The sequence below is a fragment of the Streptomyces sp. NPDC048751 genome (assembly GCF_043198595.1).
Lineage (GTDB): Bacteria > Actinomycetota > Actinomycetes > Streptomycetales > Streptomycetaceae > Streptomyces.
Genome location: NZ_JBICUX010000002.1, coordinates 601,940 through 617,573, shown reverse-complemented (window position 1 = coordinate 617,573; position 15,634 = coordinate 601,940). Strand labels below are relative to the sequence as shown.

Genomic DNA, 15,634 nt, shown 5'->3' with positions numbered 1-15,634 from the left:
CCGTATGGATCAGTGGGATCCGGATCGATCGGGTCCGGGTCGGGCTCGGTGGCAGCGGCAGCGGCAGGCTCCGAGCGGTTCGGTTCGCGCCGATGCGGCCGGTGGGACGGACAGGGACCCAGGAGCACAGGAGTACAGGGACACAGGGACGGAAACGGACATGGGTGAACGGCTGAACGGCGGCGGGCTTCCCGGCCGTCGGCGGGTGCACCCTGGCGACGCCGGGCCCGGCTCGGGACGGGTGGACGACGCGGCCGGGGTGGAGGCACTGCTCGCCGCCGCCATGCGCGGGAACGGTGTCGACACCGAGGCCGAGCAGCGTGCCGTGGCCGCGTTCCGCGCCGCCCGCGACTCCGGGGAGCACCGGGCGCGTACGCGGCGCCGGGACGACTGGCGGCCGCGTGAGCAGCGGGGCGGGGCGCGGTCGGTGAAGGCCACGCTGTCCGTGCTGGTCGCGAGCCTCACCCTGGGCGGTGTGGCGTTCGCGGCGATCGGCACGGGCGGCTCCTCGGACCACGGCGCCGGTGACGGCAGGGGCCGCGCCGAGCAGACGGCCGACACCCCGGGCGGGTCCGGCGGGCGGCCCACCGCCACGTCGTCGCCCGTGGGCTCCGGCCGACCGGACCACCCGGTCACCGCCCAGGACACCGAGGCCCACTGCCGGGCGTACGAGCAGGTCGGCGGCCGGGGCAAGGCGCTGGAGTCGACCGCCTGGCAGCGGCTGATCGAGGCCGCGGGCGGCGAGGAGAAGGTCGCCGCGTACTGCGCCGGGCAACTGGCGGGCAAGTCGGCCGCGCCCAAGCCGGGCAAGAGCGGGAAGACGGACGGCAACGGCCAGGGAGCCGGGAACGGCAACGGCCAGGACTCCGGGAACGGCAACGGCCAGGGCGCGCGGAGCGGCGGCGGCCAGAACGCCGGTGACGGTGGCGGCGGCGGTCAGGGTGCCGGCAACGGCGGCGGGGAAAAGGCCGAGCAGTCCAAGGACCAGGGGACCGCGTCCAAGGCTCAGAGCAAGGAGCAGGGCCGGTAGCGTCCATCCCGGCCTGCCCTCAATTGCTTTCTTGTCCGGGGTTTTTTCGCTTGTTGGCGTTGAAGCGCGCCTTCTTCTCGCGATTCCCGCACGTGTTCATTTCGCACCATTTGCGGGTACGGCTCTGGCTGGTGTCGAAGAAGGCGGCTCGGCAGGTCGGCGATGCGCACAAGGCCAGTTTTCCGTCTCGTTCGCCTGCGATGATGCTGATCGAGTCGGCGGCGATAACGCTGAGGGCGTCCTCTACGCAGGAAGCCGAGCTGAGTCGCCATTGTCGGTTGCTCTCGGGCGTCAGGACAGCCGCGGCGCGACCCCGAATGCTGCAGTCATTGATGACCTGGACGGCAGACGCAGGGAGAGGGTCCTGGATCGCGGCCGCTGTCAAGGCGGCGTGAATTGATTCCCTGAGTTCCCGAGCGAGTTCGTGCTGGGCGGTGGTGCAGGACTCCACGGCGAGGCCGTTCACCGCCAGCCAGTCGACGAGCCGCTGCGGCGTGGGAATGCGTTCCACAGCGTCGCCGCGACGCTCCGTCAGCGTCGCCGTGAAGCTGGTCGCCAGCACCTTGCCGAGGCGGAAGTCAGGGAACCGAGCCTGCATGGAACCACCTTAGCCGGTTGCATGTCGGCGTCGAGTCGCGCTAGAACCGTCTAAGCCGGTTCGCGACTGGCCCGGGCCGGTTCCCCCATGACCAGGAGGCCTCATGCCCAGCGACGTGCAAGCATTCGCAGCCCACGCGACTGACGCCGACCTCGACGATCTGCGCGCGCGATTGGCCGCGGCGCGGCTGCCGGAGGCCGAGACGGTCCATCGCGCCGCGCCCGGTCCGCGCCGGTGGGAACAGGGCGTTCCTCTGGCCGACCTCGTCGATGTCGTGGACTACTGGCGCACCGGGTACGACTGGCGGTCGTTCGAAGCGCGCCTCGACCGGATCGGCCAGTTCCGCACGACCATCGACGGCCTGGGAATCCACTTCCTGCACCGCCGATCCCCGCGCGCGGACGCCACTCCTCTGATCCTGACGCACGGCTGGCCGGGCAGCATCGCCGAGTTCATCGACGTAGTGGACGAGCTGGCAGATCCGAAGGATGCGGACACACCGGCGTTCCACGTCGTGATCCCGTCGTTGCCGGGCTTCGGCCACAGCGACAAGCCGACCACCACCGGGTGGGGAATCGAAAAGATCGCTGCCGCATGGGTGGAACTGATGGGAAGGCTCGGCTACAGCAGGTTCGTAGCCCATGGCGGCGACTGGGGAGGTGTGATCACCACGGTCCTGGGCGGCAGGTTCCCGGCGCACGTTCTCGGCATCCACACAACGACCCCGCAGGCACCGCCCGGGTCGGCAACGGACGGGCTGACGGCGGCCGAGCGCGAATGGGCCGAGGAAACCCGCGATTTCTGGCGCCACCGCGCGGCGTACGCGAAGCAGCAGGCGACCCGACCGCAGACCATCGGCTACTCGCTTGTCGACTCACCCGTCGGGCTTCTCGCCTGGATCCTCGACAAGTTCGCCGAGTGGACGGATACCGAGGACAGCCCGTTCGAGGCGATTTCCCGGGACAGGATTCTTGACGACGTCACCCTGTACTGGCTGACGCGGACCGGAGCGTCGGCGGCCCGCATCTACTACGAAAGCCACAACTCGCTCGACCCCGAACTTCGGGTCGACGTCCCGTCGGCGATCAGTGTGTATCCCCGCGACATCGAGAAGTGCCCGCGCGTATGGGCACAGGAGCGGTTCCGGCGGATCGTCCGATGGAGGTCGCCCGAAACCGGGGGACATTTCCCGTCGCTGGAGGTTCCCGAGTATTTCGTCAAGGATCTGCAGGAAGGCCTCGCGGCCGTGCTGGCCGCCGACCGGTGAACGCGGCCGGGTCCGAGCAGGAACGGAAACCGCGGAGACGACCGGGGCCGCCACCCCCCACAGGAGAGGCCCCGGCCGTCACACGGCACGGGCGCGCGCGGCGGCCCGTACTCAGTACAGCGCCGAGCGTGCGGTTTGTGTCACACCTCATGAGTCACGAGTTAGTTGCATGCTCTACGGACATGGACGCGCGGGGGTTTCACGCCGTAACGTGCCTTTCGCGCCGGACCGTGGAGGCCGGAGACCAACGCGACCACCGCGGTCCCGCAGGCCGCGACCATCGAAGGAATCACGACGGCGAGAACCCGGTCCGCGACAGCGGCCGGATTGGGCGCAAGAGGGGCGCGCGGTGCTGGGGGACGACGCGGAGCTGACAGCCGCGGTGCTTGCGGCACAGAACGGGGACGAGACCGCGTTCCGGGCTGTGTACCGCACGGTTCATCCACGGCTGCTCGGGTACGTCCGGACGCTCGTCGGCGACCTCGACGCCGAGGACGTCGCCTCCGAGGCCTGGCTGCAGATCGCCCGTGACCTCGCGCGGTTCAGCGGTGACGCGGACCGGTTCCGGGGCTGGGCCGCCCGTATCGCCCGTAACCGCGCGCTGGATCACATCCGTATGCGGGGGCGGCGGCCGGCGATCGGCGGTGACGAGACCGAGCTGACCGGGAAGGCGGCCGAGTCCGACACGGCGGGCGAGGCGATGGAGTCCCTGGCCACCGACCACACCCTCTCCCTCATCGCCCGGCTGCCGCAGGACCAGGCCGAGGCGGTCGTCCTGCGTGTGGTCGTGGGTCTGGACGCGAAGACCGCCGCGGAGACGCTGGGCAAGCGGCCCGGGGCCGTCCGCACGGCGGCGCACCGGGGGCTGAAGAAGCTCGCCGAGTTGCTCGGCGGAGATCCCGAATCGGCCGACGCACTCGACGCACTGCCCTCGCAGCGGGAGTCGCGCGGACGTGCGGTGACGCCCGCGGGTGTGACGCCGGCGAGCGCGCGGACGCAGAAGGGCATGTGATGGCCGACGAGCGCTGTGTCTCTCCGGGCAACAACCCCCGGACCCCCGGCCGGTGGCTGAACCGCGACACGGCGGAGCGTCTGCTGCGCGGGGAGCCCTTGGACAACGCTGTCGCCCCCGAAGCCCGTGACCAGGCACAACGCCTCGCCCAGGCCCTCGCCGCACTCTCCGCGCCACCTCTCCCGGCCGACGCCGAGCCACCGGGGGAGGCCGCGGCGCTGGCCGCGTTCCGCAAGGCGCGGGACGAGAGGGCGGCGGAGGCGTTCCCGGAGACCGGTGAGGTCAGGGAGCTCGACGCCGGGGTCGTCCGGATCGGCGGTCGGGGCGGCGGCCGGGCCTCGCAGGGTGAGCGGCGGCCCCGGTGGGGGCGGTCGGTGCGGCTCGGGTTGTCCGCCGTACTCGCCGCCGGGATGGTCGGCGGGGTCGCGGCGGCCGTCGGGGTGGGCGTTCTGCCGAAGCCCTTCGGCGGCTCCGAACCCGCACCCGGCGCCTCCGTGTCGGCCCCCGGGACCCCCGACGAACATCCGCTGCTGTCCCCCTCGCCGGAACTCGCACCGGGCGGCGAGGCCGCACCGACCACACCCGACGGCTCCTCCGGCAGCGCTTCGCCGAGGGAGACGCCCGGCGGCACACAGGACGAGGACTCCGGCGACCCGAGTGCTCCCGACACCGGCTGGAGCGGGGCCCCCTCCGCGTGCCGCGACCTGCGCGACGGCCGGGAACTGGACGCGACCCGCCGGCGCACGCTGGAGGAGGCGGCCGGCGGCTCGTCCCGAGTCCCCGGGTACTGCCAGGAAGTCCTCGCCGGTGACGCGGCCGGCCGCAACACCGGGAACGAGGGCAAGAACAAGGGCAAGAACAAGGGCGACGAGAAGGACAGGGGCCGCAACGACAACGGCCAAGGTCAGGGCCAGGGGCAGGGCCAGGGCCGGGGTCACGGTGGCAAGGGCGGCAGCGGCGGCAGGGGAGGCGACGAGAACCCGGGCGGCGACGACGCCCGGGGTCACAGAGGCGGCCGGGGCGGCAAGGCCGGAAAGCCCCACGCAGGCGGCCACGGCGGCGGCCACGGCCGCGGCCACCACCAGGGCACCGGCTCGGGCGACCATTCCGGCACCGGCACCGGCCACCACCACGGCGGCGCCCTGACCCCCACCCTCCTCCGCGCCCTGGAACCCCCGCACGTCACGGCCGTAGCGCCCCACCCCATAAACCCGCTCACCCCCTCCTGACCTGCGACATCACACCCCGCCAAAATTTTTTCGCGCGGGGTGTGACGTTTTTGAGGGGTGGTGCGCAGTACTCAGTGAGCCGACTGGTCATCGGCCCTCGCACAGAGCCGGGGTTCCCCCCGTACCCGCGGCTCGTGCACCTGGCGCGGGCGGGACACGTTCCCCCGGTCCCGTCCGCGCCCCAAACCCTTCCTCGCGCTCACCAGTAGACGACGACCTTGTCGCCGTTCCTCACCTGGGCGAACAGCGCCGAGATCGCCGCCTCGTCCCGTACGTTCACGCACCCGTGCGACGCACCGGCGTAGCCCCGGGCCGCGAAGTCCGCCGAGTAGTGCACGGCCTGGCCGCCGCTGAAGAACATGGCGTACGGCATGGGGGAGTCGTAGAGCGTGGACACATGGTTCCGGGACTTCCAGTAGACGTGGAAGACACCTTCCCGGGTCGGCGTGTACTGGGAACCGAAGCGGACCGCCATCGTCGACACCGTTCGCCCGTCGACCATCCAGCGCAGTGTCCGCGTCGTCTTGTTGATGCACAGCGCACGGCCCGTCATGCAGCGCGGGTCCGGTGCCGCGGCCGACTGACCGCCGGTCAGATACAGCTCCCACCGCCCCGGTTCGTGCGTCATCCCCACCAGCCGCTGCCAGGTGACGGTGTCCGTCTTGCCCGTCTGCGGCAGCCCCCGCTTGCCCTGGAAGCCCCTGACGGCCTTCTCGGTGGCGGGACCGTACGTCCCGGTCGGCCCCTCGAAGAGCCACGCGACCTGCCGCAGCCGTGCCTGGAGTTCGCGGATGTCCCGCCCGGTGTCGCCGCGGGACCACAGCACCCGCGCGGGCGGCGCCGTCGAGACGGGCGGCGCGGCGCTCGGCTCGTCGTCGTCCTCCGCGGGGGAGGACTTGGGCGTCGGTGTCCGCGTCGACGGAACCGTCGGCGTGGGGCTCGGCACCTCGACGTGCACCGGCGACCGCGACCGGTCCTGAGCCCCGTCGCCCTCGACCTTGCAGCCGCACACCGCCACCAGGGCCGCCACGCCCGCGAGTGCCGCGATCGATCTCCCCATGCCCGTAGTACGCACCACTGCCCCCCATCGACTCACCGTTGACCCGCGCACGAGTCCCCCGTGACATGTTTCCCCCGGAAGACGGGTGGCGAACGGGACGGCATTGCGGTGTCCGGGACCGCGGCGCAGGCTGTGAGACAGGTCCCAGCGAGGCTGTGAGGAAGCTCCCAGCGTGCTCCCCTCCACGGGGTGCACGCCCGCCGCTACAGTCCGTCGAAGGGTCGGTCTGTACCAGCAGGTAACTGCGAAGAACTGCTCAGCGGGAGGCATCACACCAATGGCGCGCGAGTCGGAGTCCGGACTGCCCATCGAACCGGTCTACGGGCCCGACGCCCTGGCGGGCTGGGACCCCGCCGAGAAACTGGGCGATCCGGGGTCGTACCCCTACACCCGTGGCGTGTACCCGTCGATGTACACCGGCCGGCCCTGGACGATGCGCCAGTACGCCGGCTTCGGCACCGCGACCGAGTCCAACGCCCGCTACAAGCAGCTCATCGCCAACGGCACGATGGGCCTCTCGGTCGCCTTCGACCTGCCCACCCAGATGGGCCACGACTCCGACGCCCCGATCGCCTCGGGAGAGGTCGGCAAGGTCGGCGTGGCCATCGACTCGCTCGACGACATGCGGGTGCTGTTCGGCGGGATCCCGCTGGACAAGGTCTCCACGTCGATGACGATCAACGCGCCGGCCGCCCTGCTGCTGCTCCTGTACCAACTGGTCGCCGAGGAGCAGGGCGTCAGCGCCGACAAGCTCACGGGCACGATCCAGAACGACGTGCTGAAGGAGTACATCGCGCGTGGGACGTACATCTTCCCGCCGAAGCCGTCCCTGCGCCTGATCGCCGACATCTTCAAGTACTGCAGGGCCGAGATCCCGAAGTGGAACACGATCTCGATCTCCGGCTACCACATGGCGGAGGCGGGCGCGTCCCCCGCGCAGGAGATCGCGTTCACCCTCGCCGACGGCATCGAGTACGTGCGCACGGCCGTGGCCGCGGGCATGGACGTCGACGACTTCGCCCCCCGCCTGTCGTTCTTCTTCGTCGCCCGTACGACCATCCTGGAGGAGGTCGCCAAGTTCCGCGCCGCCCGCCGGATCTGGGCCCGGGTCATGAAGGAGGAGTTCGGGGCGAAGAACCCGAAGTCCTGGATGCTGCGCTTCCACACGCAGACGGCGGGCGTGCAGCTGACGGCCCAGCAGCCGGAGGTGAACCTGGTGCGCGTCGCCGTCCAGGGCCTCGCGGCGGTCCTCGGCGGCACCCAGTCCCTGCACACCAACTCCTTCGACGAGGCGATCGCCCTCCCCACCGACAAGAGCGCCCGCCTGGCCCTGCGTACCCAGCAGGTCCTCGCCTACGAGACGGACGTGACGGCGACCGTCGACCCCTTCGCGGGTTCCTACGTCATCGAGAAGATGACCGACGAGGTCGAGGCGGCGACGCTGGAGCTGATGACCAAGGTGGAGGACCTCGGCGGCGCGGTCTCCGCGATCGAGCACGGCTTCCAGAAGAGCGAGATCGAGCGCAGCGCGTACCGCATCGCCCAGGAGACGGACTCCGGCGAGCGGGTGGTCGTGGGCGTCAACCGCTTCCAGCTCGACCTGGAGGAGCCGTACGAGCCCCTGCGCGTCGACCCGGCGATCGAGGCTCAGCAGGCGGAGCGGCTGGCGAAGTTGCGCGCCGAACGCGACCAGGCGGCGGTGGACTCGGCCCTGGCGTCCCTGAAGAAGGCCGCCGAGGGCGAGGACAACGTGCTGTACCCGATGAAGGACGCCCTCAAGGCGCGGGCGACCGTGGGCGAGGTGTGCAACGCGCTGCGGGAGGTCTGGGGGACCTACGTGCCGTCGGATGCGTTCTGAGCTGGGCGGTTGCGCCGTTTGGGTGATCACGGGCTGAATCCGCTCGGCCCCGGTTACGCTCGTTGCAGAGTGGGCCCCGAATAGGAGGACGCCATGGCCGTACTGCAGCAGGAGCTGACCCTGGCTGAGGCTGCCGACCAGCTCGCCCGTGCACTGCCTGGCCACCGCGTGGAGATTCTCCAGGGGAGGCTCATTGTGACACCGCCGCCGGATGGCTCGCATGCGCTTGCGCTGACGAAACTGGGCAGGGCTTTCGACCGCGCGGGGCTTGTTGAGGCGGGGTATGAGTACGTTCAGGGCGTCGGTCTCTGGCTGCCCACGTTGCCCGAGGACTTCGCGATTCCTGACTTCTCCATCGTCGACCTGGACTTCCGCGACGCCCACGTCACGAAGAACTACTACGCACCGAACGTCTTCCGCATGGTCGTGGAAGTGACGTCCTCGAACTGGTCCGACGACCTCGGCCCGAAGGTCGAGTGCTACGCAGCGGCCGGCCTCCCCGCCTACCTCATCGCCGACCGCAAACACGACGAGGTCCTCCTCTACACCGACCCGGCCGACGGCAAGTACCCCGACCCGCTCCGCTACAAGCGAGGCCAGACCGTCCCCGTCCCCGAATCCGTCCGTGTCACCCTCGACCTCTCCGTCGACACCCTCCTCGACGGCGACGACTGACCGGCCCGGTGGGTGCGTTGCTCCTAGAGGCCGACGCGCCGGGTGTACTCCGCCAGCCCCCTGGACGTTTCGCCCGCCCAGCCCACGTAACCGTCCGGGCGGATCAGGAACAGACCGGTGCCGTACGCCTCGTATGGGGGGCCCTGCACCAGACGTACCGCCGTGACCACGTCCGGGGCCTCGACGCCCAGCGCCAGCAGAGTCCAGTGCGGCCCTCTGAACGCGTCGAAGAGGCGTACGCCGTCGACCGTCGCGTCGGGGGCGCGGTCACCGGCACGCAGCGGGCCCGGAGTCGTGCGGGTCTCCGTCGTGAGGGACGACTCCCGGTAGCCCAGCCCTAGTTGACGGGTCGCCTCGCCGCGGCGGACCTCGCCGCGGTGGACGCGGGTGGACAGGCCCAGCATCTGGGCCGCGACGGCCCGCCGCTCCTCCTCGTACGAGTCCAGCAGGGCCGGGTCCGCCCCGTCCCGCAGGACCGCGCCCAGCTTCCAGCCCAGGTTGTAGGCGTCCTGGACGCTGGTGTTCAGGCCCTGCCCGCCGGCGGGGGAGTGGACGTGCGCCGCGTCGCCGGCGAGGAACACCCGGCCGGAGCGGAAGCGGTCGGCGAGGGCCGCGCGGGGGCGGAAGTCCGAGGCCCAGCGCACCTCGGTCACGTCCTCGGGGGCGAGATGGGAGCGGGCGGCGACGACCTTGCGGATGCCGTCGAGGGAGCAGTCGACGTCGGTGCCCTCCGGGAACTGCGCGACGACCTGGAAGTCCTCCGTGCCCGCGAGCGGGCAGATCGCGAGGAAGCCGTCGCCCTCCCCGCGCGGCGGGAAGACATGCCAGTTGCCGCGGTCCAGGCCGCTGATCCGCACGTCCGCCACCAGCATCGGGCTCGGGTCGACGGTCTCGCCGGTCATCCCGATGCCGAGCGCGCGCCGCACCGCCGAGCGGCCGCCGTCCGCGGCGACGACGTACCGGGCGCGCAGTGCCTCACCGGAGGCGAGGCGCAGGGTCACGCCCTCCTCGTCCTGGGCGAGGGAGACGACGTCGCGCCCGAAGGCGACCCGCCCACCGAGCTCCGTCAGCCGCTTGTGGAGGATCTCCTGCGTGCGCCACTGCGGCACCATCCACGGCGCGGTGTACGGCGAGTCCTCGCTCGCCTCGGCCGGGTCGAACATGTGGTGCTCGCCGACCCGCTCGCCGTCCTGCCAGATCACCTGGACGGGATAGTCACCGCCGGCCGCGAGGATCGCGTCGAGGACCCCGAGGTCGTCGAAGACCTCCATCGTGCGCGGCTGGACGCCCTTGCCGCGCGACCCGGGGAAGAGCGCGTCGGCCCGTTCCAGCACGAGCGCGTCCACGCCCCTGCGCGCCAGGTCGATGCCGAGTGCCAGGCCGGTCGGGCCCGCGCCGACGATCAGTACGTCCATGATCTGTCTCCTTAACGTTGTTAAGTGCCGCTGGGTATGAGCGTGCCCTTAACGCTGTTAAGCTGTCAAGCGTGGTTACGGAACGACGCGCGCCCCTCGATCGCACCCGGGTCGCGGACACCGCCCTGAAACTCCTGAACGAGGTCGGTCTCGAGGGCCTGACCCTGCGTGCCATCGCCAAGGAGCTGGACGTCAAGGCGCCCGCCCTGTACTGGCACTTCAAGGACAAGCAGGCACTGCTCGACGAGATGGCGACCGAGATGTACCGCCGGATGGTCGCCGGCACCGCCCTCGACCCGGACGACACCTGGCGGGAGCGGCTGCTCAAGTCAAACCGCGGCCTGCGCACCGCGCTGCTCGGCTACCGCGACGGCGCGAAGGTCTTCAGCGGCTCACGCTTCACCGGCATCGAGCACGCCGACCAGATGGAGGAGACGCTGCGCCAGTTCACGGCTGCGGGCCTCACCCTCGCCCAGGCGGTCCGGGCCACGACGACCGCGTATCTCTACACCCTCGGCTTCGTCACCGAGGAGCAGGGCGTGCGGCCCCTGCCCGACGAACGCCGTGAGGGCTACGACGTCGAGGAGCGCGCCCGCACGATGGCCGACTTCCCGCTGTCGGCGGCCGCGGGCGCGGAGATCTTCGAGGACTACGACCGGCATTTCGAGGAGGGCCTCGCGCTGGTGGTGGCGGGAATCGAGGCCCGGTACGGGATCACCTGAAGGAGCAGACCTCAGCGCGGAGTCGGGCGGCTCCGGCGCTTGGCGTTGCGCAGCGCCCGCGTGACGACGGGCGGCAGCAGGTCCTTGGCGATCCGACGGGCGTAGCGACGGGAGGCCGGGGTGGCGGGCTTGGCGGGCGTGGCCGCCCGGGGCTCCGCGGGAGCCGGGGCGACGACGGGCTCCTCGACGTGGTGCCGGGACGGCGGGAACGCCGGGGCCTTCATGCCCTTGGACTTGAGGCGGATGATGCGGTTCCCGGCCGCCTCCTGCACGCTGAGGTGACAGTCCGTGCGGGACCGCACCATCTCCAGCAGCTCCTCCTGCACCGGCCCCGGGTCCTCCCAGGTGGCGTAGAGCTTCTGGGTGCTGAGGCAGATCGGGCGCAGTCCCCGGTTGAGCACGGCCTCCCAGACGGCTATCGAGACGCCGGGCGTGTGCTCGGAGCGGAAGTCGTCCAGGACGACCATGCCGCCGGGCAGCAGCGCCTCCCGGGCGGCCGTGATGTCGCCCTCCACGTGCTCGTACAGGTGCGAGGCGTCCACGTGGACCCACCGGCAGGAGTGCGGCTCCACCTCCTCCGGCACCACCGAGCTGGGGCCGTGCAGGACGCGCGGCAGCTCGTCGTGGAAGGCGAGGTAGTTCTCCTCGAAGGCCCGTCGGGTGAGGGTGGAGTACGACTTCGCGGACTCGGCCCGGTTGGCGTCGTCCGGCGCGTCGCCCTCGAAGAGGTCGCACACGGTGTAGCGCTCGCCCTCGCGCAGATGGCGCCCGGTGAAGATCGCGCTCTTGCCCATGTACACCCCGACCTCCAGCAGGTCACCCCGCAGCCCGGCCTTCTCCTGCCGGTCGAGGAACCAGTCGAAGAGCACCTGGTCGAGGACGGGGAACCAGCCCTTGACGTCGTCGAGCGTGTGGGGCGGTCGGATCGAGCCTGATGTCGCGGTCATGAGAAAGAGCACTCCCTGGTTCGGCCGTGAACTGCCTGGCGCCTGCCCGAACGGCGGATTTCACTCCTCGCCGCGGATGAATTCCGGGCCAACTCCAGCTTTCGTGCGACTTACCGGACCGGCGGGCGCGAGAGCGCCTTGCGGATCCTCGGGGTGAAACGGTCCTCCACCAGTTTGTTCAGGAGCCACGCCAGCACCAGCATCGAAACGACGGTCAGTGCCAACGTGGCGTACGACGGGATGCCCAGCTTGCGGTGCAGGACCTCGACGACGACCCAGCCCAGGTGCTCGTGCACCAGGTAGAAGGGGTACGTCAGCGCGCCCGCGACGGTCAGCCAGCGCCAGTTGGCCCAGTGCAGCCAGCCGAGGGCGATCGCCGTGACGGCCAGGAAGCCCAGCGTCACCACCAGCATGATCCCGACGGAGGTGCGGTACGAGAAGAACTCCGGGTTCGGCGCGTGCCACAGCCGGTCCACCGCGTAGTGCTGGCCGATCAGCCAGCTCACCACGACGATGCCCCAGGCGTAGGGGTCGCGCCGGTTGCGGTGCACCAGGTACAGGCCGACCCCGCCGATGAAGAACGGCGCGTACTCGGGCATCAGGACGATGTCGAGCAGCGGCATCTTCGCGTTCTCCGCGATGGCGGCCGCCAGGGTCCAGCAGGCGCAGAACATGATCACGCGCCGGCGGTTGGCGCCGGGCAGCACCACGCACAGCGCGAACAGCGCGTAGAAGCGGACCTCCGCCCACAGCGTCCAGCACACACCGAGCACCCGGTCGACGCCCAGCGGCATCTGCAGCATCGTCAGGTTCACCAGCGCGTCGCTCGGCGACACCGCCTTGTACGTCACCACCGGCAGCGCGAACACCGCCGTGACGAGGATGATCGCCGCCCAGTACGCGGGCAGCAGCCGGGCGGCGCGGGAGGCGAAGAAGGAGCGCAGGGGGCGCCCCCAGCCGCTCATGCATATGACGAAGCCGCTGATCACGAAGAAGACCTGCACGCCCAGGCAGCCATAGGCGAAGTACCCGTGCAGTGTGGGGAACTGGTGCTTCGGCGACGTGCCCCACGCGTGCGCTATCTCGCCGTCCCGCCCGCCGTAGTGGTACGCGGCCACCATCAGCGCCGCCACCAGACGCAGCCCGTCCAGCGCGCGCAGCCTGCTCTCCCGGGGCTTGCCGGGCGTCACGGACTGCGGCGGGCTCGGCGTGCTCGCCGCGGGCGTGGCCGTGGCGGGCGGAAGGACGGCGCGGACCACGTTGCCCGTGGACGTCACGCGGGTGTCCCCGGGCGTGTCGATCACAAGATTCCCCTCGCTGGAACTCAGCCGGATCACAGCACACTAATTCGATTCAAACGTCGACTTTGGTTGACGACGCAAGGCTTCGCCCGGCTGTCCACGCGTGTTCACCCGGGCTTCGCCTCCCGGTCCGACGCCGGTCGCTCTCCAGGGCCCGACCGACCCCAAGGCCAGGGCCCGGCCGACCTCCGGAGTCCGACCGGCCTCAGCGCCCCACGGCCCGCCGCAGCGACCGGGCCCGCCGTGCCACCCGGCGCACGGTCGCGTTGCGCGGGATGAAGGCGAGCTGGGCCGGGACGGCGCCGGGCAGCCCGAGGGAGGTGAGGCGGCGGCGCTTGAAGTACCGCCAGGTGTGCGGGTTCAGATGCCGTGCCAGATACGTTTCGGCGGCCGCCCGCAGGCTCGGGTAGATCTTCGGCTGCATCGCGAAGCCGACCGCCCGCACCAGCTCGTTCAGGCCGTCCACGTCCACGCTCCGGCGCTGCTCGGCGACCGCCTCGCGGTCCGTCAGCTCCGGCAGCAGCGCGTCCACGATCGTCACCGGCACCCGGTTGCTGTTCTCGTACGGCGTCAGCCGCTCCAGCAGCGTGACGGTGCCGACGCGGGCGACGGGCAGGTTGAACAGCGCGGAGGCGGTCAGCAGGGCGGTGGAGAAGCACCCGACGACCAGCGCGGGACGCATCCGCTGGTAGAGCACCTCGGCCAGGACCGGGGTGTCGAGCACCGTCAGCTCGGCGCCCAGCTTCTCCGCCTCCTGCTCCAGCGCGCGCGACCAGCGGGCCGGCGCCGAGGGGTGCGGCTTGAACACCACACGCGTGTGGCCGAGCGCGACGGCGCCCTTCAGCATCCGTACGTGCAGGTCCTCCTCCTCCTCGGCGGTGAGGATGCCGAGCGCGGAGAGGTACTGGCCGAGCAGCAGGGCCGGTTCGTCGATGGAGGGCAGCTCGTCGCCCGTGTCGACGAGCTCGGCGAGGACCTTCACGAAGGCGTCCGTGGGCACGATCTCCGGCGGGACACCGAACTCCGTCAGCAGCAGCGGCGTCAGGCCCGGCACCAGGTCCAGGTGGAGCACGCGGTCGATGCGGGTGCCGACCAGCGGGTCGATCTTGTTGCGGGTGGGCCCGTAGCTCATCAGGCCGTCGGCGTAGACGGTGACGGGCGCGCCGGTGAAGATCTGGGTGAACCCGAGCGCGGGATTGACCTGGATCGACTCGACGGCCAGCTCCACGTCGTCCTCGCCCAGCCCCCACAGCAGCCGGAGGTGCCGCTCCCACAGCGGGACGTCGTCCAGACGCGGCGACCAACCACCGGGGTGGAAGGGGGAGATGGCCTCGTTCCACGACACCACGTCGTCGAAACGGGTACGCAGCTGCTCGAAGCCCGGCATCTCGTCCAGGGCCGCGGAGACCTCCGGGGTCGCTGCGTTGTTGCAGACGAGCAGGATCCGCCGGTCGGCGGGGCGGAAGCAGTCGGAGTCGAGGGCGGCGGCGAGCGTGGCGGTGCCGTACAGCGTCGACGCCATGAAGATCTGCGTGGTCACGCGGCGACCCCCGTGCCGGCCGGGCGACGGCGCAGCCGGCGCAGACGGGTCGCGCGCTGCAGGTCCATGGAGTCCAGCGCCTCGTCCAGGACGTCCTGCGGCATGCGGCGCAGGGCCACGGCGCTCATGGACTTGAGTTTTCTCGCCACCGCGGGCTCGAACCTTTCGATGGATCCCAGATGATGGGAAATGATCGCGCAATACGTGCGAACGGCCTTCGGCAGGAGTTTCTCCGCCTCGCGGTCCTGCGCGGTTTCCGCGATGACCTGGTCGAACGCGCGAATGAAATCGAGTTGTCGCACATCACCGATCTGGGTGAGCGACGAGGCGACGCCGCGCCGGTAGTAGACGCCCAGCAGCCCCACCGTGGCGAAGGATTCCGCCTCCCGGTGCAGCTTCCAGATCCACGGCCGGTCCTCCGCGGTCCGCAGCCCGTCGGTGAAGTGCAGCACCCCCTTGTCGACCAGCCGGCGGTGGTAGACACCCGCCCACGCGTACGCGTAGTCGACGGAGGTGGAGCGGTCGGCGGGCAGGATCGCGTCCCGCGGGTTCATCACCACGTTGCGCCGGCCGTGCGGCACCCGGTGGATCGAGCGGGCGCGAGCGGTGCACTGCACATGATCGGTGCGCAGGAAGTCGCAGCCCAACTCCTCTATCGCGGAGACCAGTCGGGGGTAGTAGCCGGGCGCGAGCCAGTCGTCCCCGTCGAGGAACGTCAGGTACTCGCCCCGCGCCTTGTCGATCCCGGTGTTGCGCGCGGTGGCCAGCCCTCCGTTCTTCGCGTGTCGGACGAGCACCGCGCCTGGCAGCTCGCGCTCCGCGCGCGCGAGAATGTCCGGCGTCTCGTCGCGCGAGCAGTCGTCGACGAGGATGAATTCGAAGTCCTCACGCGCGTTCGCACGCAGGCTCTTCAGGGTGTCGGGCGCGTATTGCTGCACGTTGTAGAACGGCACGATGACGGAGAGCTTGACCACGAGGTT

General features: G+C 70.9%; 14 protein-coding genes. 7 read left to right on the top strand and 7 right to left on the bottom strand.

Features of this window, described 5'->3' with window-relative positions:
- Positions 1-160: 160 nt before the first annotated feature.
- Entirely contained in the window at positions 161-1,030 is an 870-nt protein-coding gene (locus ACGFNV_RS09750) for a hypothetical protein (RefSeq protein ID WP_393620895.1), read from the top strand.
- Between the two features lie 19 nt (positions 1,031-1,049).
- On the opposite strand, the gene ACGFNV_RS09745 is transcribed toward ACGFNV_RS09750, so the two are convergent.
- Positions 1,050-1,628, bottom strand: coding sequence for a CGNR zinc finger domain-containing protein (locus ACGFNV_RS09745; RefSeq protein ID WP_393620893.1), 579 nt, complete (start codon positions 1,626-1,628; stop codon positions 1,050-1,052).
- Between the two features lie 103 nt (positions 1,629-1,731).
- On the opposite strand from ACGFNV_RS09745, the gene ACGFNV_RS09740 reads away from it, so the two are divergent.
- From ACGFNV_RS09740 to ACGFNV_RS09730, 3 genes are all read left to right on the top strand, one after another.
- Complete coding sequence (locus ACGFNV_RS09740) at positions 1,732-2,895, top strand: epoxide hydrolase (protein WP_393620891.1); 1,164 nt, start codon at positions 1,732-1,734, stop codon at positions 2,893-2,895.
- Between the two features lie 349 nt (positions 2,896-3,244).
- Positions 3,245-3,907, top strand: a complete 663-nt coding sequence (locus ACGFNV_RS09735) for an RNA polymerase sigma factor (protein ID WP_393620889.1) — start codon at positions 3,245-3,247, stop codon at positions 3,905-3,907.
- Positions 3,907-5,136 carry a hypothetical protein gene (locus ACGFNV_RS09730; protein WP_393620887.1) on the top strand — a complete coding sequence of 410 codons (1,230 nt, stop codon included), beginning with the start codon at positions 3,907-3,909 and terminating at the stop codon, positions 5,134-5,136. The genes ACGFNV_RS09735 and ACGFNV_RS09730 overlap by 1 nt, the downstream gene beginning before the upstream one ends.
- 199 nt (positions 5,137-5,335) lie before the next feature.
- On the opposite strand, the gene ACGFNV_RS09725 is transcribed toward ACGFNV_RS09730, so the two are convergent.
- Positions 5,336-6,196, bottom strand: a complete 861-nt coding sequence (locus ACGFNV_RS09725) for a L,D-transpeptidase family protein (RefSeq protein WP_393620885.1) — start codon at positions 6,194-6,196, stop codon at positions 5,336-5,338.
- A 277-nt stretch (positions 6,197-6,473) separates the two neighbouring features.
- Between ACGFNV_RS09725 and ACGFNV_RS09720 the strand changes: the two genes are divergently transcribed.
- Positions 6,474-8,054 carry a methylmalonyl-CoA mutase gene (locus ACGFNV_RS09720; RefSeq protein WP_393620883.1) on the top strand — a complete coding sequence of 527 codons (1,581 nt, stop codon included), beginning with the start codon at positions 6,474-6,476 and terminating at the stop codon, positions 8,052-8,054.
- Between the two features lie 93 nt (positions 8,055-8,147).
- Complete coding sequence (locus tag ACGFNV_RS09715) at positions 8,148-8,729, top strand: Uma2 family endonuclease (RefSeq protein WP_393620881.1); 582 nt, start codon at positions 8,148-8,150, stop codon at positions 8,727-8,729.
- Positions 8,730-8,752: 23 nt separating this feature from the next.
- Here the strand turns inward: ACGFNV_RS09715 and ACGFNV_RS09710 are convergent, their stop codons facing one another.
- A complete protein-coding gene (locus tag ACGFNV_RS09710; protein ID WP_393620879.1) occupies positions 8,753-10,144 on the bottom strand; it encodes an FAD-dependent oxidoreductase in 1,392 nt (463 codons plus the stop codon).
- 71 nt (positions 10,145-10,215) lie between these two features.
- Here ACGFNV_RS09710 and ACGFNV_RS09705 point away from each other — a divergent pair, with 71 nt between their 5' ends.
- Entirely contained in the window at positions 10,216-10,866 is a 651-nt protein-coding gene (locus tag ACGFNV_RS09705; protein ID WP_393620877.1) for a TetR/AcrR family transcriptional regulator, read from the top strand.
- 11 nt (positions 10,867-10,877) lie between these two features.
- On the opposite strand, the gene ACGFNV_RS09700 is transcribed toward ACGFNV_RS09705, so the two are convergent.
- The 4 genes from ACGFNV_RS09700 to ACGFNV_RS09685 all read right to left on the bottom strand — a co-directional run bounded on the left by ACGFNV_RS09700 (position 10,878) and on the right by ACGFNV_RS09685 (position 15,628).
- Positions 10,878-11,813: a class I SAM-dependent methyltransferase gene (locus ACGFNV_RS09700; RefSeq protein WP_393620875.1), complete on the bottom strand. Its 936-nt coding sequence runs from the start codon at positions 11,811-11,813 to the stop codon at positions 10,878-10,880.
- 110 nt (positions 11,814-11,923) lie between these two features.
- Positions 11,924-13,117 carry an acyltransferase family protein gene (locus ACGFNV_RS09695; protein ID WP_393620873.1) on the bottom strand — a complete coding sequence of 398 codons (1,194 nt, stop codon included), beginning with the start codon at positions 13,115-13,117 and terminating at the stop codon, positions 11,924-11,926.
- Between the two features lie 202 nt (positions 13,118-13,319).
- The gene (locus ACGFNV_RS09690; protein WP_393620871.1) at positions 13,320-14,654 is read right to left on the bottom strand and encodes an alpha-2,8-polysialyltransferase family protein; all 1,335 of its coding nucleotides are present in this window, start codon (positions 14,652-14,654) and stop codon (positions 13,320-13,322) included.
- Positions 14,651-15,628, bottom strand: a complete 978-nt coding sequence (locus ACGFNV_RS09685) for a glycosyltransferase family 2 protein (RefSeq protein ID WP_393620869.1) — start codon at positions 15,626-15,628, stop codon at positions 14,651-14,653. The genes ACGFNV_RS09690 and ACGFNV_RS09685 overlap by 4 nt, the downstream gene beginning before the upstream one ends.
- Positions 15,629-15,634 lie beyond the last annotated feature (6 nt).

Coding starts and splice junctions, on each gene's coding strand:
- ACGFNV_RS09750 (WP_393620895.1), top strand. CDS start 161: ATGGGTGAACGGCTGAACGGCGGCGGGCTTCCCGGCCGTCGGCGGGTG.
- ACGFNV_RS09745 (WP_393620893.1), bottom strand. CDS start 1,628: ATGCAGGCTCGGTTCCCTGACTTCCGCCTCGGCAAGGTGCTGGCGACC.
- ACGFNV_RS09740 (WP_393620891.1), top strand. CDS start 1,732: ATGCCCAGCGACGTGCAAGCATTCGCAGCCCACGCGACTGACGCCGAC.
- ACGFNV_RS09730 (WP_393620887.1), top strand. CDS start 3,907: ATGGCCGACGAGCGCTGTGTCTCTCCGGGCAACAACCCCCGGACCCCC.
- ACGFNV_RS09725 (WP_393620885.1), bottom strand. CDS start 6,196: ATGGGGAGATCGATCGCGGCACTCGCGGGCGTGGCGGCCCTGGTGGCG.
- ACGFNV_RS09720 (WP_393620883.1), top strand. CDS start 6,474: ATGGCGCGCGAGTCGGAGTCCGGACTGCCCATCGAACCGGTCTACGGG.
- ACGFNV_RS09715 (WP_393620881.1), top strand. CDS start 8,148: ATGGCCGTACTGCAGCAGGAGCTGACCCTGGCTGAGGCTGCCGACCAG.
- ACGFNV_RS09710 (WP_393620879.1), bottom strand. CDS start 10,144: ATGGACGTACTGATCGTCGGCGCGGGCCCGACCGGCCTGGCACTCGGC.
- ACGFNV_RS09700 (WP_393620875.1), bottom strand. CDS start 11,813: ATGACCGCGACATCAGGCTCGATCCGACCGCCCCACACGCTCGACGAC.